20 protein-coding genes are annotated in these 20,369 nt (G+C 72.2%); 7 read left to right on the top strand and 13 right to left on the bottom strand.

All coding sequences use genetic code 11. From position 1 onward, the window contains the following. Positions 1-33 precede the first annotated feature (33 nt). The gene (locus ACWCQ1_RS30980; RefSeq protein WP_133049160.1) at positions 34-684 is read right to left on the bottom strand and encodes a phosphoribosyltransferase; all 651 of its coding nucleotides are present in this window, start codon (positions 682-684) and stop codon (positions 34-36) included. A gap of 170 nt (positions 685-854) precedes the next feature. Between ACWCQ1_RS30980 and ACWCQ1_RS30975 the strand changes: the two genes are divergently transcribed. Next, positions 855-1,157 carry a hypothetical protein gene (locus tag ACWCQ1_RS30975; protein WP_356765727.1) on the top strand — a complete coding sequence of 101 codons (303 nt, stop codon included), beginning with the start codon at positions 855-857 and terminating at the stop codon, positions 1,155-1,157. A gap of 19 nt (positions 1,158-1,176) precedes the next feature. Here the strand turns inward: ACWCQ1_RS30975 and ACWCQ1_RS30970 are convergent, their stop codons facing one another. From ACWCQ1_RS30970 to ACWCQ1_RS30955, 4 genes are all read right to left on the bottom strand, one after another. After that, positions 1,177-1,941: a hypothetical protein gene (locus ACWCQ1_RS30970; protein WP_133049096.1), complete on the bottom strand. Its 765-nt coding sequence runs from the start codon at positions 1,939-1,941 to the stop codon at positions 1,177-1,179. Positions 1,942-2,016: 75 nt separating this feature from the next. Beyond that, positions 2,017-2,442: a CBS domain-containing protein gene (locus ACWCQ1_RS30965; protein ID WP_133049097.1), complete on the bottom strand. Its 426-nt coding sequence runs from the start codon at positions 2,440-2,442 to the stop codon at positions 2,017-2,019. Positions 2,443-2,642: 200 nt separating this feature from the next. Next, complete coding sequence (locus ACWCQ1_RS30960; protein WP_358605939.1) at positions 2,643-3,146, bottom strand: MarR family winged helix-turn-helix transcriptional regulator; 504 nt, start codon at positions 3,144-3,146, stop codon at positions 2,643-2,645. A gap of 23 nt (positions 3,147-3,169) precedes the next feature. Next, positions 3,170-4,507: an acyltransferase family protein gene (locus tag ACWCQ1_RS30955; protein WP_451027847.1), complete on the bottom strand. Its 1,338-nt coding sequence runs from the start codon at positions 4,505-4,507 to the stop codon at positions 3,170-3,172. A gap of 388 nt (positions 4,508-4,895) precedes the next feature. Between ACWCQ1_RS30955 and ACWCQ1_RS30950 the strand changes: the two genes are divergently transcribed. Continuing rightward, positions 4,896-5,300, top strand: a complete 405-nt coding sequence (locus ACWCQ1_RS30950) for an ATP-binding protein (RefSeq protein WP_133049101.1) — start codon at positions 4,896-4,898, stop codon at positions 5,298-5,300. Positions 5,301-5,306: 6 nt separating this feature from the next. On the opposite strand, the gene ACWCQ1_RS30945 is transcribed toward ACWCQ1_RS30950, so the two are convergent. From ACWCQ1_RS30945 to ACWCQ1_RS30930, 4 genes are all read right to left on the bottom strand, one after another. Beyond that, positions 5,307-6,008: an SDR family oxidoreductase gene (locus tag ACWCQ1_RS30945; RefSeq protein WP_133049102.1), complete on the bottom strand. Its 702-nt coding sequence runs from the start codon at positions 6,006-6,008 to the stop codon at positions 5,307-5,309. A gap of 128 nt (positions 6,009-6,136) precedes the next feature. Next, entirely contained in the window at positions 6,137-6,700 is a 564-nt protein-coding gene (locus ACWCQ1_RS30940) for a PadR family transcriptional regulator (RefSeq protein ID WP_133049103.1), read from the bottom strand. A gap of 150 nt (positions 6,701-6,850) precedes the next feature. Continuing rightward, positions 6,851-7,645: an SGNH/GDSL hydrolase family protein gene (locus ACWCQ1_RS30935; protein ID WP_451027856.1), complete on the bottom strand. Its 795-nt coding sequence runs from the start codon at positions 7,643-7,645 to the stop codon at positions 6,851-6,853. Between the two features lie 58 nt (positions 7,646-7,703). Then, on the bottom strand, positions 7,704-8,597 hold the full coding sequence (locus tag ACWCQ1_RS30930; protein WP_358605947.1) for an NAD(P)-dependent oxidoreductase: 894 nt from the start codon (positions 8,595-8,597) through the stop codon (positions 7,704-7,706). Between the two features lie 120 nt (positions 8,598-8,717). Here ACWCQ1_RS30930 and ACWCQ1_RS30925 point away from each other — a divergent pair, with 120 nt between their 5' ends. Both ACWCQ1_RS30925 and ACWCQ1_RS30920 read left to right on the top strand, forming a co-directional pair. Then, complete coding sequence (locus tag ACWCQ1_RS30925; protein WP_358605950.1) at positions 8,718-9,314, top strand: TetR/AcrR family transcriptional regulator; 597 nt, start codon at positions 8,718-8,720, stop codon at positions 9,312-9,314. Positions 9,315-9,436: 122 nt separating this feature from the next. Next, positions 9,437-10,810 carry a Tat pathway signal sequence domain protein gene (locus ACWCQ1_RS30920; RefSeq protein WP_451027846.1) on the top strand — a complete coding sequence of 458 codons (1,374 nt, stop codon included), beginning with the start codon at positions 9,437-9,439 and terminating at the stop codon, positions 10,808-10,810. A 1-nt stretch (position 10,811) separates the two neighbouring features. On the opposite strand, the gene rutA is transcribed toward ACWCQ1_RS30920, so the two are convergent. After that, the gene (gene rutA, locus ACWCQ1_RS30915; protein WP_451027855.1) at positions 10,812-11,897 is read right to left on the bottom strand and encodes a pyrimidine utilization protein A; all 1,086 of its coding nucleotides are present in this window, start codon (positions 11,895-11,897) and stop codon (positions 10,812-10,814) included. Between the two features lie 169 nt (positions 11,898-12,066). Here rutA and ACWCQ1_RS30910 point away from each other — a divergent pair, with 169 nt between their 5' ends. Genes ACWCQ1_RS30910 through ACWCQ1_RS30900 form a run of 3 tightly spaced genes read left to right on the top strand, consistent with a single transcriptional unit; the run spans position 12,067 to position 16,352 of the window. Next, positions 12,067-14,973, top strand: coding sequence for a SpoIIE family protein phosphatase (locus ACWCQ1_RS30910; RefSeq protein WP_358605956.1), 2,907 nt, complete (start codon positions 12,067-12,069; stop codon positions 14,971-14,973). Positions 14,974-15,031: 58 nt separating this feature from the next. Next, entirely contained in the window at positions 15,032-15,883 is an 852-nt protein-coding gene (locus ACWCQ1_RS30905; RefSeq protein WP_358605959.1) for a helix-turn-helix domain-containing protein, read from the top strand. Between the two features lie 52 nt (positions 15,884-15,935). Next, a complete protein-coding gene (locus ACWCQ1_RS30900) occupies positions 15,936-16,352 on the top strand; it encodes a VOC family protein (protein ID WP_358605962.1) in 417 nt (138 codons plus the stop codon). A gap of 9 nt (positions 16,353-16,361) precedes the next feature. On the opposite strand, the gene ACWCQ1_RS30895 is transcribed toward ACWCQ1_RS30900, so the two are convergent. The 3 genes from ACWCQ1_RS30895 to ACWCQ1_RS30885 form a co-directional block, all read right to left on the bottom strand. After that, entirely contained in the window at positions 16,362-17,468 is a 1,107-nt protein-coding gene (locus ACWCQ1_RS30895; protein WP_451027845.1) for an FAD-dependent oxidoreductase, read from the bottom strand. 156 nt (positions 17,469-17,624) lie between these two features. After that, complete coding sequence (locus ACWCQ1_RS30890) at positions 17,625-18,953, bottom strand: enolase C-terminal domain-like protein (protein WP_358605968.1); 1,329 nt, start codon at positions 18,951-18,953, stop codon at positions 17,625-17,627. Positions 18,954-18,994: 41 nt separating this feature from the next. After that, positions 18,995-20,332, bottom strand: a complete 1,338-nt coding sequence (locus ACWCQ1_RS30885; RefSeq protein WP_451027844.1) for a gluconate:H+ symporter — start codon at positions 20,330-20,332, stop codon at positions 18,995-18,997. Between the last annotated feature and the right edge of the window lie 37 nt (positions 20,333-20,369).

The raw sequence follows: 20,369 nt of genomic DNA, 5'->3' as shown, positions 1-20,369 counted from the left end.
GGCGGTCGCGGTCGGCCCGGTCGGCCGCGCAGGTCAGTGGTCGGCGGTCTCGCCGAGGGCCGTCAGGACGTCCTCGTCCGTCAGCTGCTCGAACTCCTCGTAGCACAGGCCGACCGCCATGAAGTCGTCCGGCCGCTGCAGACAGATCACCGCGTCCGCCTCCGCGCGCAGCAGGTCCGCCGCCTGCGGCGAGCAGACCGGGACCGCCAGCACGACCCGCTCGGGTCCCTGTCGGCGTACGGAGCGCAGGGCGGCGCGGGCCGTGACGCCGGTGGCGAGTCCGTCGTCCACCACGATCACGGTGCGGTCCGCCAGGTCGGGGGCGGGGCGGTCCTGCCGGTAGCGGCGCCGGCGGCGCCGGAGTTCCTCGCGTTCCCGCTCGACGACGGGTGCGAGTTCGGTCTCGGTCAGGCCCAGCCGGTCCAGGGCGTCGTCGTCGAAGAGCGGCTCGTCGTCCCCGGCGATCGCGCCCACGCCGAGCTCCTCCTGGAAGGGGGCGCCGATCTTCCGTACGACCAGCACGTCGAGCGGGGCGTCCAGGGCCCGCGCCACCTCACGGGCGACGGCGACACCGCCTCTGGGCAGGGCCAGGACCAGGGGGTGGGGCAGCACGCCCTTCTCCTGCTCGATCCGCAGCCGCCCGGCCAGTTCCCGCCCGGCGTGCCCGCGGTCATGGAACTGCATCGCGGTCGTCACGGTCGTCACCCCTTTCGCGCACGACGTCCACGCTCTGCTGCCCGCCTACCCCGCGCGCCCCGGCCGATGCACCGCTCCGGGTCGCGCGTGCGGGTCATGGGCCGCCGGGCCGGGGGTACCCGTGCTGGTGAACGACCTCTTGTGAGGATGTTGAGGAGATGACTCGGATGCTGTTCCTCGGACTGCTCCTCCTCGGCGCGACGGGCGCCTTCACCGCCCTGGCGATCGCCGGCAACCTGTCCGGCGGCCCCGAGTACTCGGTGTCGGTGCTGGACCACCACATCGCCACCATGAACACGCTGGCGATCTTCAGCTCCGGCCTGGCGCTGGCGCTCCTGTTCTGCCTGGGTCTGGCCATGGTGAGCGGGGGCGCGCACCGCCGTCACCGCACCCCGCGGTCGTACGACACGGGCGCGAACAGTCACCTCGACGAGATGATGGGCCCGGACACCCGCGCCTGACGAGGCACGGCAGTCCCTCTCACCGGTCCCGCAGTTGTACGAGGTGGTGGAGCACCGGCATCGCGGCCGTGCGGTTCTCCCGCAGGGTGGGCCCGAGGAAGCGGTAGAAGCTGGGCTTGGTGAACTGGCGCAGGGCGACGGCGGCCAGGCCCGCGTCCCAGCGGGCGTGGGCGACGAAGCTGTAGTGCGACGCGGTCTCGTCCAACGGCTGGAGCAGCACCGAGTTGTCCAGGCCCGTCTCGGCGGCGTACCAGCCGGCGAGGTGCTCCCACAGTTCGGCGGTGCGCCGCGGGTCCTCCGCCACGAAGTAGGTGAACTGGAACAGGCCCTGGTGCCCGCGGTCCACGTCCGCCAGGCACTTGGCACAGCGGGCGGTCATCTCGTGGACGTCCCGGGCCGCCTGTTCCAGCCGACGGCGCAGACGGCGGTAGGCGACGCTGTCCCGTACCGGGGCGATGTCGTGTGGTGTCCGGGTCTCCACGAGGAGGACGACGTCGTAGCGGGCGCGGTGCAGTCCCTCGGGCGGGTCCCAGCCGACGGCGGGCGCGAGGGCCGCGGCCCGGTAGACGCTCGCCCGCTTCACCTCGGTCAGACTGGCCAGGTCCTCCGCCTCGGCCCGCAGCAGGTCGAGCAGGTGGGACTTGCCCCGGCTGTGTCCCGGCCTGCCGATTCCGCCCGGGGGCGGCTCCACGGCGGCGGCGAGATGCAGATAGCCGGTCGGCGGCGGCTCGGTGAGCCGTGCCCGGGCGAACTTGGGGCGCGGATGAACGAGTGTGACGCTCATGGGAGTCTCCCGCGGGAGGGTGCGGTCCCTGACCGTGCGCCTACCCGTGAGGGCACGCCCTCACGCCGGGTGCGCTCAATGGTTCGGAGCGGCCCTGCTGATGTCCGCGAGGGCCGCACAGGGGTCCTCGGTGGTGGCGAGATCGCCGATGCTGACCACGCCGACCGGGCAGCCGCCGCGCTCGACGACCGGCAGCCGACGAACGGCGTACCGGCCCATCAGCTCGATGGCGCGGTCGGTGGTGTCGTCCGGCGACAGGGTCGCCACCGGTGGCGGGGTGCAGACGGACCCGACGGTCGTGTGCTCCGGGTCGAGTCCCGCGGCCAGGGCCCGGATCACGATGTCGCGGTCCGTGAGCACGCCGAACAGATCGCAGTCGTAGGCGACGAGCACGTCGCCAACGTCCCGCTCCCGCATCACGCGAGCCGCGCGTGCCACGGTGGTCATGGGTTCGAGGGCTGCCGCGCCGGGCGACATCACGTCTCGTATCTTCCGGCTCATGAGGACCTCCCGGGTGCCGGAGGGAGCACAGGTGGCATGCCGGCCGCGTAGCCCGCACCGGCCCGCGCAAACCACGCCTCCCCGACAAGATCCGCCCGTCTGGTACTTCGCCGACCTGCTGGGCCGCTCAGACGAGCACGGCTACCGCCCCCGCGGAGTCCACCGACCGGAACCGGCCCGCGGGTGGTAACCGCAGGCACTCATCTGCGCCGCCACGGCAGCACCCTCGGGTCGTCCGCCTCGTCGACGCGGTGCAGGGCGTCGCTGATCGCCTCGCCGATCTCCGCGAACTGCCGTACCTGCTCGGGTGTGAGGGCGTCGAAGACCGCGCGGCGGACGGCCTCCACATGGCCCGGGGCGGCCCGTTCCAGCAGGGCGTGGCCCTCGTCGGTGAGGACGGCGAGCTGGCCGCGGCCGTCGGCGGGGTCCTCGCGCCGGTCCACGAGGCCCGCCTCGCACAGCCGGTTCACCGCGTGGGTGAGCCGGCTGCGGGTGATCTTCAGCCGCTGGGCCAGTTCGGACATGCCGAGGACGCCGTCGGGCGCAGAGGAGAGGTGGGCGAGCAGGCTGTAGTCGGCGTGCGTCATGCCGGCGTCCCGCCGCAGCTGCCGGTTCAGATGGTCGGCGAGCAGGGTGGAGAAGTCGATGTAGGCCAGCCAGGCCCGTCGCTCCTCGGCGTTGAGCCAGCGTGGCGTCGTGGACATGGGCACACCCTACGGACTCGCCGTCAGGCCGCTTCCTCCAAGGCGCCCTCGGTCTCGGCGGGCCGTCGCGGTACGGAACCGTGTCCGCCCGGGGCCCGGTGGAGCAGGACCAGGGCCGTGCCCAGGACGAGGCCCACGGCGGCCAGGACGGGGACGCGTCCGTCCTCGGCGAAGCCCCGGGTGGCGAAGCGGATCAGGGCGAGGACGGTCACGGCGAGACCGGGCCACAGGAGCCGGGCGCGGTACGGGCCGGTGTCCGGGCGGATGCGCTCGTACCGTGCCACCAGGGCGCCCTCCGAAGGACGCAGCGCCGACACGACGACGGTGAGGAGCGCGCCGAGCACCAGCAGCCAGGGCAGGCGCAGGGCCCACCATGACGCGGAGTCCAGGGCGGGTTCGGGGGCGAGTCCGGTCAGGTAGAAGGCGGCCGCGGCGATCAGCACCGGCAGCATGTGCCACAGATACAGGGTCATGCTGACACCGCCCAACGGCCGCACTACCCGCCACACCCGCTCGTGTTCGAGGAGGCGCCGGAGGGCGGGCGCGGCGAGCAGACAGGCGCCCACCTGGGCCACCGCCCAGGCCAGCATCGCCACCGACGGCGGATCGGTGTTGCTCGGGGTCTGTCCGGTCACCAGGATCAGGCTGACCGGGAAGGGGCCGAGGCCGACCAGCGCCGCGAAGACCAACCCGCCGCCGACGGCCATCGCGGCGGGCAGCCGGCGCCCGGTCAGCAGTCCGTCGCGCCAGCAGAAGCCCAGCTGGTAGGCGACGCCCCAGACGAGGACGTGGTTCAGCAGACCCACGAAGGGCGTGTGGACGGTGAGCACGATCGTGTCGGCGGCCACCGCGACCGCGCCCAGGACCACGGGGACGGTGAGCCCCCAGCGTCGGTGGGCGGCGTGCAGCACCGGCGTCAGGGCACTGACCAGCAGGTACACCGGCAGGAACCAGAACTGCATCGCCATGGCCCAGCCGACCAGCGCGAGGGTGCCCGGATCCACGCCGACGGCTTCGCAGAGCCCGACGGCGAGCAGCACCAGCCCGCTGTAGAGCCCGGTCGGCAACAGCAGTCGTACGGCCCGCCGCCCCACCCAGCCCGTGGCCGAACCGCTCGCCGCACGCGTCCGCGCCCAGGATCCGGCCGCCGCGTGGCCGCCGGCCAGGAAGAAGAGCGGCATGATCTGGAACAGCAGGGTCAGCCACTGGGTCCAGGGCACCGTGGCCAGCAGCTCCGGCGCGCCCAGCGCACCGTCCGGCCCGTGCACCAGGGCCGTGATCAGCCAGTGGCCGAGCACCACCATGACGATCGCCCACGCCCGCAGAAAGTCGACGTACCGTCTCTCCCCATGCCTCGTCATGCTGCCGGAGGCCCCGGCGGAGCCGCTCCGCGAATCCCCGGCCGCAACCAATCCGTGCTCCCGACGAGATCAGGAACGCCGTGTTCGGCCATTCTGCCGGCGTGCGGGCATATGCCGGGCGGTTCGGCAGGACGCTCCCGAACCGGTCCCCGCCTGCCGAACGGGTATGGGGCCATCGCCCGACATGCCACCCGAACTGCCGTTTTCCTCTCATACAGTGGTCGCCGGGAGCCGTGTGGCGCCTCGGCATCCGCCTGGCACGCCCCGCGTTACCGGTGGTCCCGGAGTGGCCGGAATCAGTCGGGTGTCGGGTCGGCGGTGACATTGACCTGTCACTGTGCGCTCTCCAGTGGGGAGGCTTTCGGTGTTCACAGGGGAGGGATGCTTTGTGCTGAGACGAGAGGCCTTCCGGGTGCCCCGGCACCCGGCTTCCGTGGGCTTCGCCCGGCATCGGGTACGCCGCCATCTGGCCACGTGGGGACATGGCAAGGATGACGCGATCACGGAGAACGTCGTGCTGCTGGCCTCCGAGCTGGCGGCGAACGTCGTCCGTCACGGACCGATCCTCGAGCGGGAGTTCGAGATATCGGTGACCGCCCGGGCCGACGGCTCCTGCTTCATAGCGGTGTCCGACCAGAGCCCGGCCCAGCCGGTGCTGCGGGACGCGCCGAGCCCGGACGACGAGCGCGGCCGCGGACTGCATCTGGTGGACCAGCTTGCCCGGACCTGGGGGGTACGGGACCGGGGACGCAACGGCAAGACCGTGTGGGCCCTGGTCGGCGCGTCCGGATAGCCCCCGCTACCCGGCCAACTGCGGGTAGAGCGCCGACAGTTCGCCGGCCAGTCCCGCCTTGACCTGCCGTGAGATGTCGTCGGCCAGTACCTCGTGCGCCCCGGACTCGATGCCGTCGAGCGCGAGCGCGGCGACATCGCGGGCCGCGGACTTGGGGGCGTCGACGCGCGCGGTCAGGTCGGTGTCCACGTATCCGACGTGTAGGCCGGTGACCGCGATGCCCCGGGGCTGCAGTTCGAGGCGCAGTGAGTTGGTCTGCTGCCACAGGGCCGCCTTCGAGGCGCTGTAGGAGCCGGCGTTGCCCAGCCAGGACAGCACGGAGTGGACGTTGAGGATGTGTCCGCCGCCGTTGCGTTCGAGGACGGGCACGAAGGCGCGCGTCACCAGCAGCGGTCCGTAGAAGTTGATCTCGAACTCCCGGCGCACGTCGTCGACCGGGGTGTCGAGGAAGGGACCGCCGACGGAGACGCCGGCGTTGTTGATCAGGACGGTGACGTCCTGCGCCCGCGCCGCCGCTGCCGCCACCGAATCGGGGTCGGTGACCTCGAGGGCCAGCGGTACCGCATCCGGGTGCGTCACCGTGCGCGGGTCGCGGGCGGTGGCGTACACCTTGCCGGCGCCACGCGCGTACAGCTCTTCCACCAGGGCCTTGCCTATCCCCCGGCTGCCGCCGGTGACGAGGACGACGGCGTCTTTGATCGCGGTCATGACCACTCCTTGAGAACGAGATGTGCAGAACACATACGGAAACCGATCGGTTTCACGTCACTGTAAACCGATCGGTTTCCGGACTCAAGGAGGACCGCCCATTGAGTTTGGAAAACGAACCCCTTGGGTCAGTGCGCAGCCGCGCGCTGGTCGAGCCGCTTCAGGGCCGCCTCGCCCCACTGCACGTTCGCCCGCTCCAGCGCCAGGCCGCCCAGCAGGGTGAGGTACGGGCCGATGCGCTCGGCGTGGGTGAAGTACTCGTCCTCGCTGCGGCCGTCCAGCAGCCGCTCCCTCAGCCGCTCGTAACGGGCGAGTTTGGCGGTGGCCCGCTCGACCCGCTCGGCGACCGCGGCCCGTACGGCGTCGAGGTCGCCGATGTCGACGCACTGCACCTTGACCATCAGCTCGTCCCGGATGGCCAGCGGCTTGGCCGGGGTCGCCAGGATGTAGTCGCGCAGGACCTCCAGGCCCGCCTCGGTGAGGGAGAAGAGCCGCTTGTTCGGGCGGCGCTCCTGCTGCACGACCCGTGCCGAGACCAGCCCCTCGCCCTCCATGCGCTCCAGCTCCCGGTAGAGCTGCTGCGGGGTGGCCATCCAGAAGTTCGCCACCGAGGCCTCGAACCCCTTGGCGAGGTCGTAGCCGGACGCCTCGCCCTCCAGCAGTGCGGCCATCACCGCGTTGCGCAATGCCATTGCCCCAAATTAACACCGCGTTGACTAATCAAAGAGGTGACTACAGCCCCCCAAGGGGCGCGAGGAACTGCGCGACCGGCCACGACTGCGCCGCAGACGGCAAAGGACAGTCGACGGACGACACAGACCGCGGCCCTTCCGGCGGAACGCTCAGATGTCCTCGGCCGACACGGTCACCGGGAGCAGGGCGGGACGCTTGGGCCGGCGTCCGTCGCCGGAGGAGCGGCCGCGTGCGCGGCGGACGATCCAGGGTCCGAGGAAGGTTGTGGCCCAGCGCAGTTCGGCGCCGACGGCCCGCAGACCCGAGCGGGTCGCCTCGCCGGGCGGCAGGGGCCGGGTCCAGCCGTCGTCGCTGTCCGGCAGGGCGAGGGCATGGGCGACCGCGGCGGCGATCAGCGCGTGGCCCTCGGGGCCGGCGTGCAGCCGGTCGGGGCTCCACAGCCGCGGATCGGTCACCGCCGGGTGGGGCGAGAAGTCGGCCACCAGGACGCCGTGGCGCCGAGCGGCCTCACGGATGCGGGCGTTGAGGCCGAGGACCCGGGGCGCGAGTGGTCGGGCCAGCGGTGCGATGCGGCCGATGTCGGGGAAGGTGAGCGTGGCCACGCGGGCACCCCGTGCGGTGAGCGCGGCGAACATCGCCTCCAGGTGGCCGGCCACCTCGTCCGCGTCGAAGCGGGGCCGCAGCACGTCGTTGACCCCGGCGACGACCGTGGCGAGGTCGGGCTCGAGCGCCAGGGCGGGCGCCAGTTGCTCGGCCCGCACCTGCCCGGCGAGCCGGCCGCGGACGGCGAGGTTGGCGTACAACAGGCCCGGGCTGTCGCGGGCGATGCGCTGGGCGAGCCGGTCGGCCCATCCCCGCAACCCTCCGAGCTCGTCCCCGTCACCCACCCCCTCGGTCTGGCTGTCCCCCAGGGCGACGTACCGCAGATACCCGCTGTCGGCCATGAGGCCCCCCGTCGATGCGCCATCAGTCATGCGACTAGTCACCTATTCGCATTGTTGACTATAGCGTCGGCCGGTCCGCTCCGTCGGTCCGGGATTCCAGGGCGTGCAGCACGGCCACCATGTCCTCGCCGCCGTGCCCCTGCTCGACGGTCTCGCCGAAGAGCGTGTGGCAGACGTCGAGAAGGGGCGACGCCAGGCCCGCCTTGCGGGCGGCCTCGGCGATCAGACGGTTGTTCTTCAGTACGTCGCAGGCGCCCGCCTGGACCGCGAAGTCCCGGGCCAGCAGCTTCGGCGCCTTCATCCGGGAGACCGCGCTGGCCATCGGGCCCGCGTCGAGGACGTCAAGGAACAGCCGCCGGTCGAGGCCGTTCCGGTCGGCGAAGTGGAAGGCCTCCGTCAGACCGGTCACCAGGGTGATCAGGAACAGGTTCACCGACAGCTTCATCAGCAGGGCGTCCGGTACGGCACCGCACTCGAACGTCTCGCGGCACAGGGGCGCCAGCAGCGGCCGTACCTCCGCCACGGCGTCGCTGTCGCCGGCCAGCATCGCCACCAACTGCCCCTGTTCCGCCGGAACCCGGGAGCCGGACACCGGCGCCTCTACATAACGCCCGCCCGCCGCCCGCACGGCGTCCTGCAGACCGCCCGAGTACTCCGGCGCGGTCGTCCCCATGTGGACGACGGTGCGTCCCGCGACCCGTGCGGTGAAGTCCGGTGTGCCCCGGCCGAGGACGGCGTCGGTCGCGGCCTCGTCGGCGAGCATGAGGAAGACGACGCCCGCCCGGGCGAAGACCTCGGCAGGGTCGGCGGCGACCTCGGCTCCGGCCGCGCGCAGGGGCTCGCAGCGGTCCGGCGTGCGGTTCCAGACGAGGAGCGGTGTTCCCGCGCGGGCGAGGTTGAGCGCCATCGGGCGGCCCATCACCCCGAGGCCGACGAATCCCACGTAGTCCACGATGCACCGCCGTTTCCGAGCCGCAGCTGCCGACTATGACAGCGGTCATAGTAGCCGTCGCTATGACTGCGGTCATAGGGTGACCGCGAAGACGTCGAGCGAGGTCGAGGGAGGTCGGGCATGGCGGAGTCCGAACGCGGGCCACGCGAGCGGATGGTCTTCAGCGCGGCCCAGCTCATCCGGCGCGAAGGCGTCGGGGCCACCGGGATGCGCGAGGTCGCCGCGCACGCCGAGGCCCCGCGCGGCTCGCTCCAGCACTACTTCCCGGGCGGCAAGGAGCAGTTGGTCAACGAGGCGGTGGGCTGGGCGGGCCGCTACGCCGGCAAGCGGGTCGCCCGTTTCAGAGCCACGCTCGAGGAACCGACGCCGAGCGGGCTGTTCGCCGAGATGGTGCGGCAGTGGACGGACGAGTACCGGACCGAGGGCTTCGCGGGCGGCTGCCCCGTCGCCGCCGCCACCGTGGACTGCGCCGAGTCCAGCACGTCCACCCGGGAAGCGGTGGCCACCGCGTTCGCCACGTGGACCGGGCCCGTGGCCGAGGCCCTGACGGACATGGGCGTACCCGGCGAACGGGCCGGCGCCCTCGCCACGCTCATGATCAGCGCGCTGGAGGGCGCCATCCTCATCTCCCGGGCCGAGCAGGACACCCGCGCCCTGACGACCGTGGCCCGGGAGCTGGGCCCCCTCCTCGACGCCGCTACGCACACCACCGGTTGACCGCTGCTCTCAACTGACCCTTACGCCACAGTCGTTGACCGGACTTCGCGTCCGCCAGCAGAATGGGCCCGCACCGCCTGAGAGCGCTCTCAGGCGCGACCGTCACCTGCCCAGGGAGACCCATGACCGGCAGCCAAGGCCCCGGAATCAGCCGCCGTTCGCTCATCGGGACCGGAGTCGGCGCGGGCGCCGCCCTCCTCACCGCCGGGACCGGCACCGCCGAGGCGACGAGCGGCCCCTCCGCCCCGCGCCGGGCCCTCTCCTTCCTCGCCGCGGCCATGGACGCCTACCCGGACCACGGCACCGTCCGTCTGGCCCAGAGCTACACCGACCAGGCGGGCCTGTTCAGCACGGCGTTCACCTACGACAACGCCCTGGTGATCCTGGCGAACCTCGCCTCCGGCACGGCGGACGGCCGCACCCGCGCCACGGTCCTCGGGGACGCGCTGCTGTACGCGCAGGCCCATGACCCCGGCCACGACGACGGCAGGCTGCGCCAGGCCTACAACGTCGGCCCGTACACCTTCTACGACGGCTCGGCCCAGCCGGACGGGTTCGTCCGGGCGGACGGTTCGGCCAACGTCGGCACCCAGTTCGGCTTCACCGGCACCGCGGTGGGCGACATGGCGTGGGCCGGCATCGCGCTCGGCGCCCTCGCCGCGCGGACCGGAGAGCGCCGGTTCCTGACCGGCGCCGTGCGGATCGGCGAGTGGATCGAGCGCAACGCCCGCACCGACGAGCCGCTGGGCGGCTACACGTTCGGGGTGAACGGAGCGAACGAGAAGCAGCCGTTCAGCTCCACCGAGCACAACACCGACCTGGTCGGTCTGTTCGGCAGGCTCGCCCGGCTGACCGGGGACCGGGTGTGGCGGGAGCGGCGGGCCTGGGCGAAGGCCTTCGTCGAGCGGATGTGGGAGCCCGCCGGGGGCTTCTTCTACACCGGCTCCAACGACGGCGTGACGATCAACAAGTCGCCCGTTCCCGAGGACACCCAGACCTGGACCCGCCTCGCCCTCCCCTCCCCCGCCCACGCGCGCTCCGTGGACTGGGCGGCGGCCCACCTCGCCGTGCTGGACACGGCCGACCGCCCCAACAGCACGGTCGCGGCAGGACAGTCGTACGAGGGCGTCACCTTCAGCTCGGCCGGTCTGGTGGCGAACGAGGACGCGCCGATCGCCAGTGGGCAGCCGAAGCCCGACCGCAACGGCGTGTGGTTCGAGGGCACGGCCCATCTCGCGCTCGCCCTGCGCGACCGCCGCGCTCCCGGCGACGAGGCGCGCGCCCGGGGGCTGATCGCGTCCGTCGAGCGCGCCCAGGACCTGCTCGGCGGCGGCCAGACCCTCGGCTCGGTGGCGGTCGCCGAGCGGTCCGGTGTCGTCTCGGCCAGCAGCCCTCTCGACACCGGTTTCGGGTTCGGCTACTACCCGTACCGGCACACGGGCGCCACCGCCTGGTACCTGCTGGCCCTCGCACGCGCCAACCCGCTGCGGGCCTGAGTCAGTTCGCCGCCACGGTGCGCCCGGACCGCGAGCGCATCAGCGGCTGGACACGGGTGCCGAAGTTCTCGATGCCTTCGAGGAAGTCGTCGAAGACGAGCATGATGCCCTTGGTGCCGGGGACTTCGGCGATCTCGTCGAGCATCCGGGCGACGCTCTCGTACGACCCGACGAGCGTGCCCATGTTGAAGTTGACGGCGCCTTCGGGGGCCACGATGGTGCGGGCGGTGGAGGAGTCGTCGGCGGTCCTGTCCGTGGCCGACTCCCCCGCCATGTAGGCCAGGGCCGCGTGGTCGGCGTGGTCGTGGTAGTCCTGCCACGTGGCCCGGGCCGCCTCGTCCGTCTCGTCCGCGATGACCATGAACAGGGAGAGCGCGCCGACGTCCCGGCCGCTGTCGCGGGCCGCCTCCGCCAGGGCGGCCGTGGTGTCCGCGAAGGCGAGCGGGGTGTTGACGCCGCTGCCCAGAACGAAGTTGTAGTCGGCGTGCTCGGCGGCGAAGCGGATGCCGGTGCCGCTCTGGCCGGCGGCGACGATGTCGATGTGCCCCTCCGCCGGGCGCGGGGAGAGCACGCAGTCGTCCATCTCGTAGAACTCGCCCTTGAAGTTGCTGACGCCCTCGCGCCACAACTCCCTCATCACGGTGACGTACTCGACGGCCCGGGCGTAGCGGTTGCCGAAGTGCTCGTCGCCGGGCCACAGACCCATCTGGCCGTACTCGCCGGGCGCCCAGCCGGTGACGATGTTGACGCCGAAGCGGCCGGGGGCGATGGAGTCGACCGTCACGGCCATGCGGGCGACGATGGCCGGCGGCAGGGCGAGGATCGGTGTCGACGCGAAGAGCCTGATGCGGTCCGTCACGGCGGCCAGGCCCGCCATCAGGGTGAACGATTCGAGACAGTGGTCCCAGAACTCCGTCTCGCCGCCGAAGCCCTTGAGTTTGATCATCGACAGGGCGAAGTCGAGGCCGTGTTCCTCGGCCTTGCGCACGACCGCCTTGTTCAGCTCGAACGTCGGCATGTACTGCGGCGAGCTCTTGGATATGAGCCAGCCGTTGTTGCCGATGGGGATGAAGACACCGATGTCCATGCCGCTCCTCATGATCGGAAGCCTGCCCGTGCGAGGGCACGGTACACGGCCGAAACCTCAACAACTTGCCCTTGCCCGTTGGCTGTTGGGGAGGAAGAGTTGCGGGAGGCGGCCGGTCGGAATCCGTGAAGCAGGTTTCGATCGGAAACAGGAACGATAAGTTCCCACCATGAACGCGCGGCTCGCTCTTCTCGGCACGGTGTCTCCCGGTGTGACGGAGAGCGAGGTCTTCAGGCTGGCGCTCGGGCAGGCGGTGGGCGAGCTGAGCGGGCTCGGCGGCACCATGCACCTGCGCGGACCGATGTCGGCGCTGCGGCTGGTGTCCTCGGTGGGGCTGCCGCCCGCGCTCACCCGCTCCTGGGAGATCGTCGACCAGGAGGGCCCGCTGGCCCCGGCCCGCGCCCTCCAGCAGGGCGAGGGCGTCTGGGTGCCGAACTCCGCTCCCGGCACTCCGCCCGGACCGGTGTGGCCCGGCACAGGGCTCGCCGCCCTCCCGGTGTTCAGCGGGCGGCGCAGCATCGGCGCGCTGACGGTCCTGGCGGGCGACCGGGGCGAACCCACCCCCCAGCATTGGGACTTCCTGCGGGACGTGGTCGCCTGGACCGAGGACCGTATGGCCCAGGCCCCGCCGCCGTCCGGCCCCGCGCAGCCCGAGCTGAACGGCGAGCGCCTGCGGCACGCCCTCAAGGAGGTCCAGGTCGGTTCCTGGGACTGGGACATCCGGGGCGGCGAGCTCATCTGGGACGAGGCGGCCCTGGAGCTGTACGGCACCCGGCCCGCCGACTTCACCGGGAAGATCGAGAACTGGATGCGGATCGTCCACCCCGACGACCTGGCCCCCACCCTGGCGGCGGCCCAGCGGGCGATCCTCGACCACAGCGTCTACGAGGCCGAGTACCGGGTACGGCGGCGGGACGGCACCTGGGGCTGGACCCAGGCGCGCGGCCGGGCCACGTACGACGAGAACGGCGAGCCGCTGCGGATGATCGGCGTGGGCTGGGAGAGCAACGAGTCGCGCACCGCCCGCGACGCGCTCGGCCGGGCTCTGCGGCACATGAGCGACGGCTTCATCGCGGTGGACGACGAGTGGCGGATCACCTTCGCCAACCTGGAGGCGGAACGTTTTCTGGGCTTCTCCGACGAGGAGTTGTTCGGCCGGCTGCTGTGGGACCTGCCGGCCGCCCGGGACATTCCGGGGCTGCGCAGCGGATGTCTGGAGGCGGCGGCCGAGGAGCGGCCCGCCGGCTTCGACGTCCTCGTCCCGGACTTCGGGCGGCGGCTGCATCTGCGGCTGGTGCCGGGACCCGCCGGACGCACCCTCTACTTCCAGGACGTCACCGAGAAGCGGCGGCTGGCGGAGGAACAGCAGGCGGCCGAACGCGACGCGGCCGAACGCTCGGCCCGGCTGGCGGAGCTGACCGCGGAACTGGCCAAGGCGACGACCTCCCAGGACGTGGTGGACGTGGTCGCCCGGCGCGTACTGCCGGCGTTCGCCGCCGCGGGTCTGCTGGTCCAGGTCATCGAGGGAGACCGGCTGCACCACGTCGGGGCGGTCGGCTTTCCCGACGGCTTCGTCGACAGGCTCGACACCCGTCCCCGGCCGGGACGCGGCGACCCGGCGTGGGACACGATCACCGCCGGGACACCGCTGTTCCTGTCCTCGTCGCCGGAGTTCGCCGCGCGCTACCCCGAGACGGCGCACCTGGCGGCCGTCGGCGGCAAGCGGTCCTGGGCCTTTCTGCCGCTGACGGCGTCCGGGCACACCTTCGGTGTCTGCGTGGTCGCCTTCGACCGGCCCCGGCTGCTCACCTACCAGGAGCGCGACCTGCTGACCACCATCAGCGCCCTGGTCGCCCAGTCGCTGGAACGGGCCCGTCTCTACGACGCCGAGCACACCCGGTCCCGCGAGCTCCAGCGCAGTCTGCTCCCCCAGGCCCTGCCCGACCTGCCGGAGTGCACGGCCGCCGCCCGCTATCTGCCGGCCGGGCCGGGCACGGACGTGGGCGGCGACTGGTACGACATCATCCCGCTGTCCGGCGGACGGGTCGCGCTCGTCGTCGGCGACGTCATGGGGCACGGTCTGCCGGAGGCGGCCACCATGGGCCGGCTGCGCACCGCCGTGCACACGCTGGCCGACCTGGAACTGCCGCCCGACGAGATCATGGGCCACCTCAACGACATCGTCGAGGGCATGGGCGAGACCTCGTACGTCACCTGCCTGTTCGCGGTGTACGACGCCACCTCCCGGGTCTGTTCCATCGCTCGCGCCGGACATCCGCCGCCCGCCCTGGTCCGCCCCGACGGCACCGTGCACTTCCCCGACCACGAGGCCGATCCGCCGCTCGGCGCCGCTGAACCTCCTTTCGACACCGTGGAGTTGGAGGTGCCGGAGGACAGTCTGCTGGTGCTGTACACGGACGGTCTGGTCGAGTCGGCGAAGCGGGAGATCGACGAAGGGACGGCGGAGCTGGCACGGCTGCTGGGCACGGCCCACGCGGACGGCACGGCCCTCGATCTCGAGCGGCTGTGCGACACGCTGACGGCCGGTCTGCTGCCCGCCGGCCAGCGGGCCGCCGACGACGCCGCGTTCCTGGTCGCGCGGCTGCACGCGCTGCCCGCGGACCGGATGGCGTCCTGGTCGCTGCCCCTGGACCCGAAGGCGGCGGGCCAGGCGCGCCGCCATGTGCGTGAGCAACTGGCCGCCTGGGACCTGGACGGCCTGACCGCCACCACCGAGCTGCTGGCCAGCGAACTCGTCGGCAACGTCGTGCGCCACGCCAAGGGCCCGGTGCGGCTGCGGCTGCTGTACCGGGCGGGGCTGGTCTGCGAGGTCTTCGACGGCAGTCAGACGATGCCGCGGATCCGGCGGGCGACGGAGACGGACGAGGGCGGGCGGGGGTTGCAGCTGATCGCGGCCCTGTCGGCGCGCTGGGGAGCGCGCTACACACCGACGGGCAAGTGCATCTGGGCCGAACTTCCGCTGCCGGACGGCTCGGAGGAGGAGCCGGCCGACGCGATGGAGCTGATGTTCCTCGGCGGGGGTGACCTCGAGACGGACTGGGACGCGCTGCTGTGAGGGGGTGGACACCGGCCGTCCACGAGACCGTTCGGGGCCTGCGCGGCACAATGGCCGTATGGTCGCCGAGGTCGTGGACGAGGCGGTACGGGTGCCACCGGCGCCGCCGCTCAGGGGACTGGTCGGCTGGTACTCCGGCTACCAGCAGCGCGGCGTCCCCGCCACCACGCACCGCGGGCTGCCCTCGCCGTGGCTGACGCTGATCCTGACCCTGGACGAGCCGCTGAGCATCGCCGCGCACCCCGACCCGGGCGCCTCGCCCGGCGACTACCCGACCCTGCTGGGCGGTCTGCACACCTCGCCCGCCCTCATCCGGATCCCCGGCCGGCAGTCCGGCATCCAGCTGGCGATCAGCCCGCTCGGCGCCCGCGCCCTGCTGGAGCTGCCCGCGGGCGAGCTGGCCGGGATCGACGTCCACGCCGACGACGCCCTGGGGCCGGACGTGCGCGAGGCGCACGAGAGACTGCGCGAGGCACCCGACTGGCCCGCCCGCTTCCGGGTCCTCGACGACTGGCTGCTGACCCGGCTGACACACCACGACGGCACCCGCACGGCCGCCGCGACCCTCACGGAGGCCTGGCGGCGGCTGCTGGCCACCGGCGGCCGGGTGCGCGTCGAGGAGCTCGCCGCCGTGACCGGCTACAGCGACCGCCATCTGCGCAACCGCTTCCGCGCGGAGATCGGCCTCACCCCCAAGGCGGCCGCCCGGGTCGTCCGCTTCGACCTGACCCGGCGCCGCCTCGCACGGCGACCCGGCCGGCCCGACCTCGCCGCTCTGGCCGCCGACTGCGGTTACGCGGACCAGTCCCACCTCGACCGCGAGTTCGCGGCGCTGGCCTCCTGCACGCCGAGCGCCTGGCTGGCGCAGGAGTTCCGAAACATCCAATCCGGGCACCACCCGCCCGCGTGACGCTGAAGGGGTACGGCCGACTCAGGCTCCCCGCACCGAAAGGCCCGCCGTCATGACCGACACCGCCAAGCAGCCGCCCGCCCCGCAGGTGTGGCCCACCCTGCGCGCCCGCGACGCCCGGGCGCTGATCCGCTTCCTGGTCGACGCCTTCGGCTTCGAGGAGACCGTCGCCTACGGCGACGGCGATCTCGTCGAGCACGCCCAGCTCAGCTGGCCCGAGGGCGGCGGGGTGATGCTGGGCTCGGTGCGGGAGAACCAGGACCCCGGCGAGGGACCCACCCCGCCCGGCGCCTTCAGCGCCTACGTCGTCACCGCCGACCCGGACGCCGTGCACGCCCGCGCCAAGGAGGCCGGCGCCGACATCACCACCGGCCTCCACGTCACCGACTACGGCTCCCGCGACTTCGCCGCCCGCGATCCCGAGGGCAACCGCTGGTACTTCGGCACCTACCGGGGCGAGCCGCGCTGAGAGCAGGTCTCAGGTCGCGGTGTAGCCGAGCTGGCGTCGCATGTACGGCGTCATCAGGGTCTTCGCCTTGGCCAGCACCGAGGTGCGGCCTCCCAGGAGGGCGGTCTCACCCCCCGGGATGGGAACCGCCGTGACGCCGTCGGCGGAGCCGAACGGGACGATCATCGGGGTGCGGTGGAAAGGCCGGTACAGGCGCAGGTTGCTGCGGTGGCGTCCGGCGCTGTTCAGGTAGGTGCGGATGTTCCAGGCGGCGAGGTCGGCCTGGGCCAGCGCGGCCGGGGTGATCTTGAGCTCGGTGGCGTCGTTGACGTCGCCGACCGCGAAGACGTCCAGGCGTCCCCCGACGCGCAGCGTCCGGTCGACCTTGATGTGTCCGGCCTCGTTCAGCCAGTCGCCGTGGCCGCCCAGTCGCAGCCAGAGCGTGTTGGGCGTGGTGCCCGTCGCCCAGAAGGACAGGTCCGCGGTGATGACGTTGCCCCGGGCGTCGCGGTAGGTGCCGAAGTCGTTGCCGGGCGACATGAACGAGTCGAGGCGGACCTCGACGTCGTGCGACTCCAGCCAGGCGCGGGCGCGCCGGCCGGCGCGTGCGATGCCCGTCGAGTGCAGCAGTTCGGTGCCGGAGTGGGCGAGGGTGACCCGGGCGTCCGGGCGGGCCAGGCGTATCTCGGCGCTCAGTTCGATCCCGGAGGGTCCGCCGCCGACGACCAGGATGTGCTCGGCGTCGGCCACCTTGTGCTGGTGGCCGGCGAAGGCCTCGACCGCCTCGTCGGCGGTGCTGCCGACGAAACGGGCCGGTTCGGGGTAGTCGGCGCCGGTGGCGATCACCACCACGTCGTACGGCAGCCGCTCCCCCGTGCCCAGCACCACCTGCCGCTCGGCGGTGTCGACACGGACCACCTTGCCCACGACGACCCGGCCGCGCTGCAGCAACCGGTCGTAGGGGATGAACGGCGTCACGGACCACTCCGGGCGGACTCCGGCCCGCAGGGAGGCGATCCGGTGGAAGAACACCTCCTTGCGGTCCACGAGTGTCACCCGCGCCGTCCCGTCGAGTCGTTTCGCCACGCGCACGCCCGCGTAGCCACCGCCTATCACCACTACGTCGCCGTGCAGCACGCCGGTCTCCTGTGCAAGTGGGGGGTGGCGAGCGGCGCCCTCCGTCGGGTCCCCCGGCCACTCGAACTGGTGAGCAGCCTAGCGCTTGAAGTTTTAAGCAAATGGGGGGAGTTTGTGTGCGTCCTGTGAAGCGACGGGGCGGGCTCGCCGCCGAACTCATCGTACGAGACAGGGGCGTTGGGCGTCGAAGGTCCAGCCGTCGATGAGATAGCGCATGCCGATCGCGTCGTCGCGCCCCGACAGCGCCTTCGCCCGGTACAACTCGTGGGCCGCCATGAGCCGTTCCCGGTCGAGACGGACGCCGAGGCCGGGGGTGTCCGGCACGGCGACCTCGCCGCCGACGATCCTCGGCGGCTCGACGGTGAGCCGCTCCTGCCCCTCCTGCCAGATCCAGTGCGTGTCCAGCGCGTTGTACTCGCCCGGGGCCGCGGCTCCGCAGTGCGCCATCATCGCGAGCGAGATGTCGAAGTGGTTGTTGGAGTGGCAGCCCCAGGTCAGTCCCATCGCGTCGCACAACTCGGCCACGCGCACCGACCCCTGCAGGGTCCAGAAGTGCGGGTCGGCGAGCGGGATGGAGACGGACTGCAGCGCGAGCGCGTGGGTCAGCTGCCGCCAGTCGGTGGCGATCATGTTGGTGGCCGTGGGCAGCCCGGTGGCCCGGCGGAACTCCGCGAGGATCTCGCGGCCCGAGTAGCCGTCCTCGGCTCCGCAGGGGTCCTCGGCGTAGGCGAGGGTGCCGACGAGGGGGCGGCACAGCTCGACGGCCTCGCGCAGGGACCAGGCGCCGTTCGGGTCCAGCGTGACGCGGGCTTCGGGGAAGCGGTCCTTCAGCGCCCGTACGGCCTCGACCTCCTCGGTGCCGGGCAGGACACCGCCCTTGAGCTTGAAGTCCCGGAAGCCGTAGTGGTCGTAGGTCGCCTCGGCCTGGCGGACGATCGCCTCGGGGGTCAGCGCCTCCTCGTGGCGGAGTCGGTACCACTCCACCTCGGCGTCCGGCGCGCGGTGGTAGTCGAGGTCGGTGCGGTCGGGGTCGCCGACGTAGAAGAGGTAGCCGAGGACGCGTACGGCGTCGCGCTGCTTGCCGTCGCCGAGGAGTGCGGCGACCGGGACCTCCAGGTGCTGGCCGAGGAGGTCGAGGAGGGCCGACTCGATCGCGGTGACGGCGTGCACCGTGGTGCGCAGGTCGAAGGTCTGGGCACCGCGGCCGCCCGCGTCACGGTCGGCGAACCGGGCCCGGACGGACCGGAGTACGCGTTTGTAGTCGCCGACCTGTGCGCCCAGCACGAGGTGTTCGGCGTCGCGCAGCGTCTGGGTGATCCTCTCGCCGCCGGGCACCTCGCCCAGTCCGGTGCGCCCTTCGGAGTCCTCGATGACGACGACGTTGCGGGTGAAGTAGGGGGCGTGGGCGCCGGAGAGGTTGAGCAGCATGGAGTCCCGGCCGGCGACCGGGTAGACGGAGAACGTCGTGACGACGGGCTGGGTCATGGACAAGTGCCTTTCTCGTGCGGGAGGTTGGCGGTGAGCGGTCACACGTTGAGGGCGTCGAGCACCTGTTCAAGGACGAGCACGCCGCCCAGGCCGAGTATCGCGAGCACCGTCGTGTAGGTCGTCCGTGCCTTGATCGCGTCGATGACGGACAGGTTGAAGTACTCCTTGAACATCCAGAAGCCGGGATCGTTCACATGGGAGAACGCGATCGAGCCGCAGGAGACGGCGAGCACCATGACCTCGGGGTGGACGCCGCTGCCGGCGAGCAGGGGCAGCGCGACACCGGAGGCGGTGACGACGGCGACGGTCGCGGAACCGAGGGCGACGCGGAGGATGGCGGCGATCAGCCAGGCCAGGATGATCGGCGAGATGGACCAGTGCTCGGTGGAGTCCCTGATGTAGTCGGAGATGCCGCCCTCGACGAGCACCTGCTTGAAGGCGCCTCCCGCGCCGATGACCAGCAGGATCATCGCCATGGCCTGGGCGGCCTCCCGGCAGGAGGCGGCGACGTCCGCGAGGCTGCGCCCGATGCGCGGGCCGAGCGCCCAGATCGCCAGGAGCAGGGTGAGCAGCAGGGCGATCGGCGCGGAGCCGATGAACGCGACGAAGTGCAGCCACGGGCTCGATCCGGAGGTGGCCAGGTCGGTCACCGCGGCGCCCGCGATCAGCACGACGGGCAACAGCGCCACGGCCAACGACCAGCCGGTGCCGGGCAGCTCCTCCTCCTCGAAGACGCGCTCGCTGACCAGCCCCTTGGGGACGGCCGGGTTCATCGCGTGCACGAACGGCAGCCGCGGCCAGACCAGGGCGACGAGGGCACCGGCCGGGACGGCGACGAACAGGCCGTAGAACAGGGTGAGTCCGACGGAGGCGTGGAAGGTGGCGGCGACGGCGGTCGGGCCCGGGTGGGGCGGCAGGAAGCTGTGCATGGTGGACAGGGCGATCGACATCGGCAGGCCCACCCACAGCAGGTTGGAGCGGGTGACGCGGACCAGGGTGAAGGCGACCGGCACGATGATGACGAAGGCCACCTCGTAGAACATGGTCACGCCGATGAGCATGGCGGTCAGCACCATGGCGACCTGGACCCGGCGCGGGCCGCAGACGTCGAGAAGCCTGGTGGCGATGCGCTGGGCCGCGCCGGAGTCCCCCATCACCCGGCCGACCATGGCGCCGAGCCCGATGGTGAGCATCGTGTCGCCGATCTGGCCGCCGATGCCCTCGGACAGGACGTCCGAGATCTTCTCCAGGGGGATGCCCCGGACCACGGCCACCCCCACCGCCACGAGGAGCAGCGCGGCGAAGCCGTTCAGCCTGAGCTTCGTCATCAGGAACAGGAGGATCAGCACGCTGACCCCGACCACCACGAGCGGCATCTGTCAGTTCTCCCTTGAACTGCCGTTCATTCATTTG

The sequence above is a fragment of the Streptomyces sp. NPDC002144 genome, from assembly GCF_053593695.1.
This window is presented reverse-complemented; position numbering and strand designations above follow the sequence as displayed.

Excerpts from the sequence above, each read along its gene's own strand:
- ACWCQ1_RS30980 (WP_133049160.1), bottom strand. The coding sequence starts at position 684 with ATGCAGTTCCATGACCGCGGGCACGCCGGGCGGGAACTGGCCGGGCGG.
- ACWCQ1_RS30975 (WP_356765727.1), top strand. The coding sequence starts at position 855 with ATGACTCGGATGCTGTTCCTCGGACTGCTCCTCCTCGGCGCGACGGGC.
- ACWCQ1_RS30970 (WP_133049096.1), bottom strand. The coding sequence starts at position 1,941 with ATGAGCGTCACACTCGTTCATCCGCGCCCCAAGTTCGCCCGGGCACGG.
- ACWCQ1_RS30965 (WP_133049097.1), bottom strand. The coding sequence starts at position 2,442 with ATGAGCCGGAAGATACGAGACGTGATGTCGCCCGGCGCGGCAGCCCTC.
- ACWCQ1_RS30960 (WP_358605939.1), bottom strand. The coding sequence starts at position 3,146 with ATGTCCACGACGCCACGCTGGCTCAACGCCGAGGAGCGACGGGCCTGG.
- ACWCQ1_RS30955 (WP_451027847.1), bottom strand. The coding sequence starts at position 4,507 with ATGACGAGGCATGGGGAGAGACGGTACGTCGACTTTCTGCGGGCGTGG.
- ACWCQ1_RS30945 (WP_133049102.1), bottom strand. The coding sequence starts at position 6,008 with ATGACCGCGATCAAAGACGCCGTCGTCCTCGTCACCGGCGGCAGCCGG.
- ACWCQ1_RS30940 (WP_133049103.1), bottom strand. The coding sequence starts at position 6,700 with ATGGCATTGCGCAACGCGGTGATGGCCGCACTGCTGGAGGGCGAGGCG.
- ACWCQ1_RS30935 (WP_451027856.1), bottom strand. The coding sequence starts at position 7,645 with ATGGCCGACAGCGGGTATCTGCGGTACGTCGCCCTGGGGGACAGCCAG.
- ACWCQ1_RS30925 (WP_358605950.1), top strand. The coding sequence starts at position 8,718 with ATGGCGGAGTCCGAACGCGGGCCACGCGAGCGGATGGTCTTCAGCGCG.
- ACWCQ1_RS30920 (WP_451027846.1), top strand. The coding sequence starts at position 9,437 with ATGACCGGCAGCCAAGGCCCCGGAATCAGCCGCCGTTCGCTCATCGGG.
- rutA (WP_451027855.1), bottom strand. The coding sequence starts at position 11,897 with ATGGACATCGGTGTCTTCATCCCCATCGGCAACAACGGCTGGCTCATA.
- ACWCQ1_RS30910 (WP_358605956.1), top strand. The coding sequence starts at position 12,067 with ATGAACGCGCGGCTCGCTCTTCTCGGCACGGTGTCTCCCGGTGTGACG.
- ACWCQ1_RS30905 (WP_358605959.1), top strand. The coding sequence starts at position 15,032 with ATGGTCGCCGAGGTCGTGGACGAGGCGGTACGGGTGCCACCGGCGCCG.
- ACWCQ1_RS30900 (WP_358605962.1), top strand. The coding sequence starts at position 15,936 with ATGACCGACACCGCCAAGCAGCCGCCCGCCCCGCAGGTGTGGCCCACC.
- ACWCQ1_RS30890 (WP_358605968.1), bottom strand. The coding sequence starts at position 18,953 with ATGACCCAGCCCGTCGTCACGACGTTCTCCGTCTACCCGGTCGCCGGC.
- ACWCQ1_RS30885 (WP_451027844.1), bottom strand. The coding sequence starts at position 20,332 with ATGCCGCTCGTGGTGGTCGGGGTCAGCGTGCTGATCCTCCTGTTCCTG.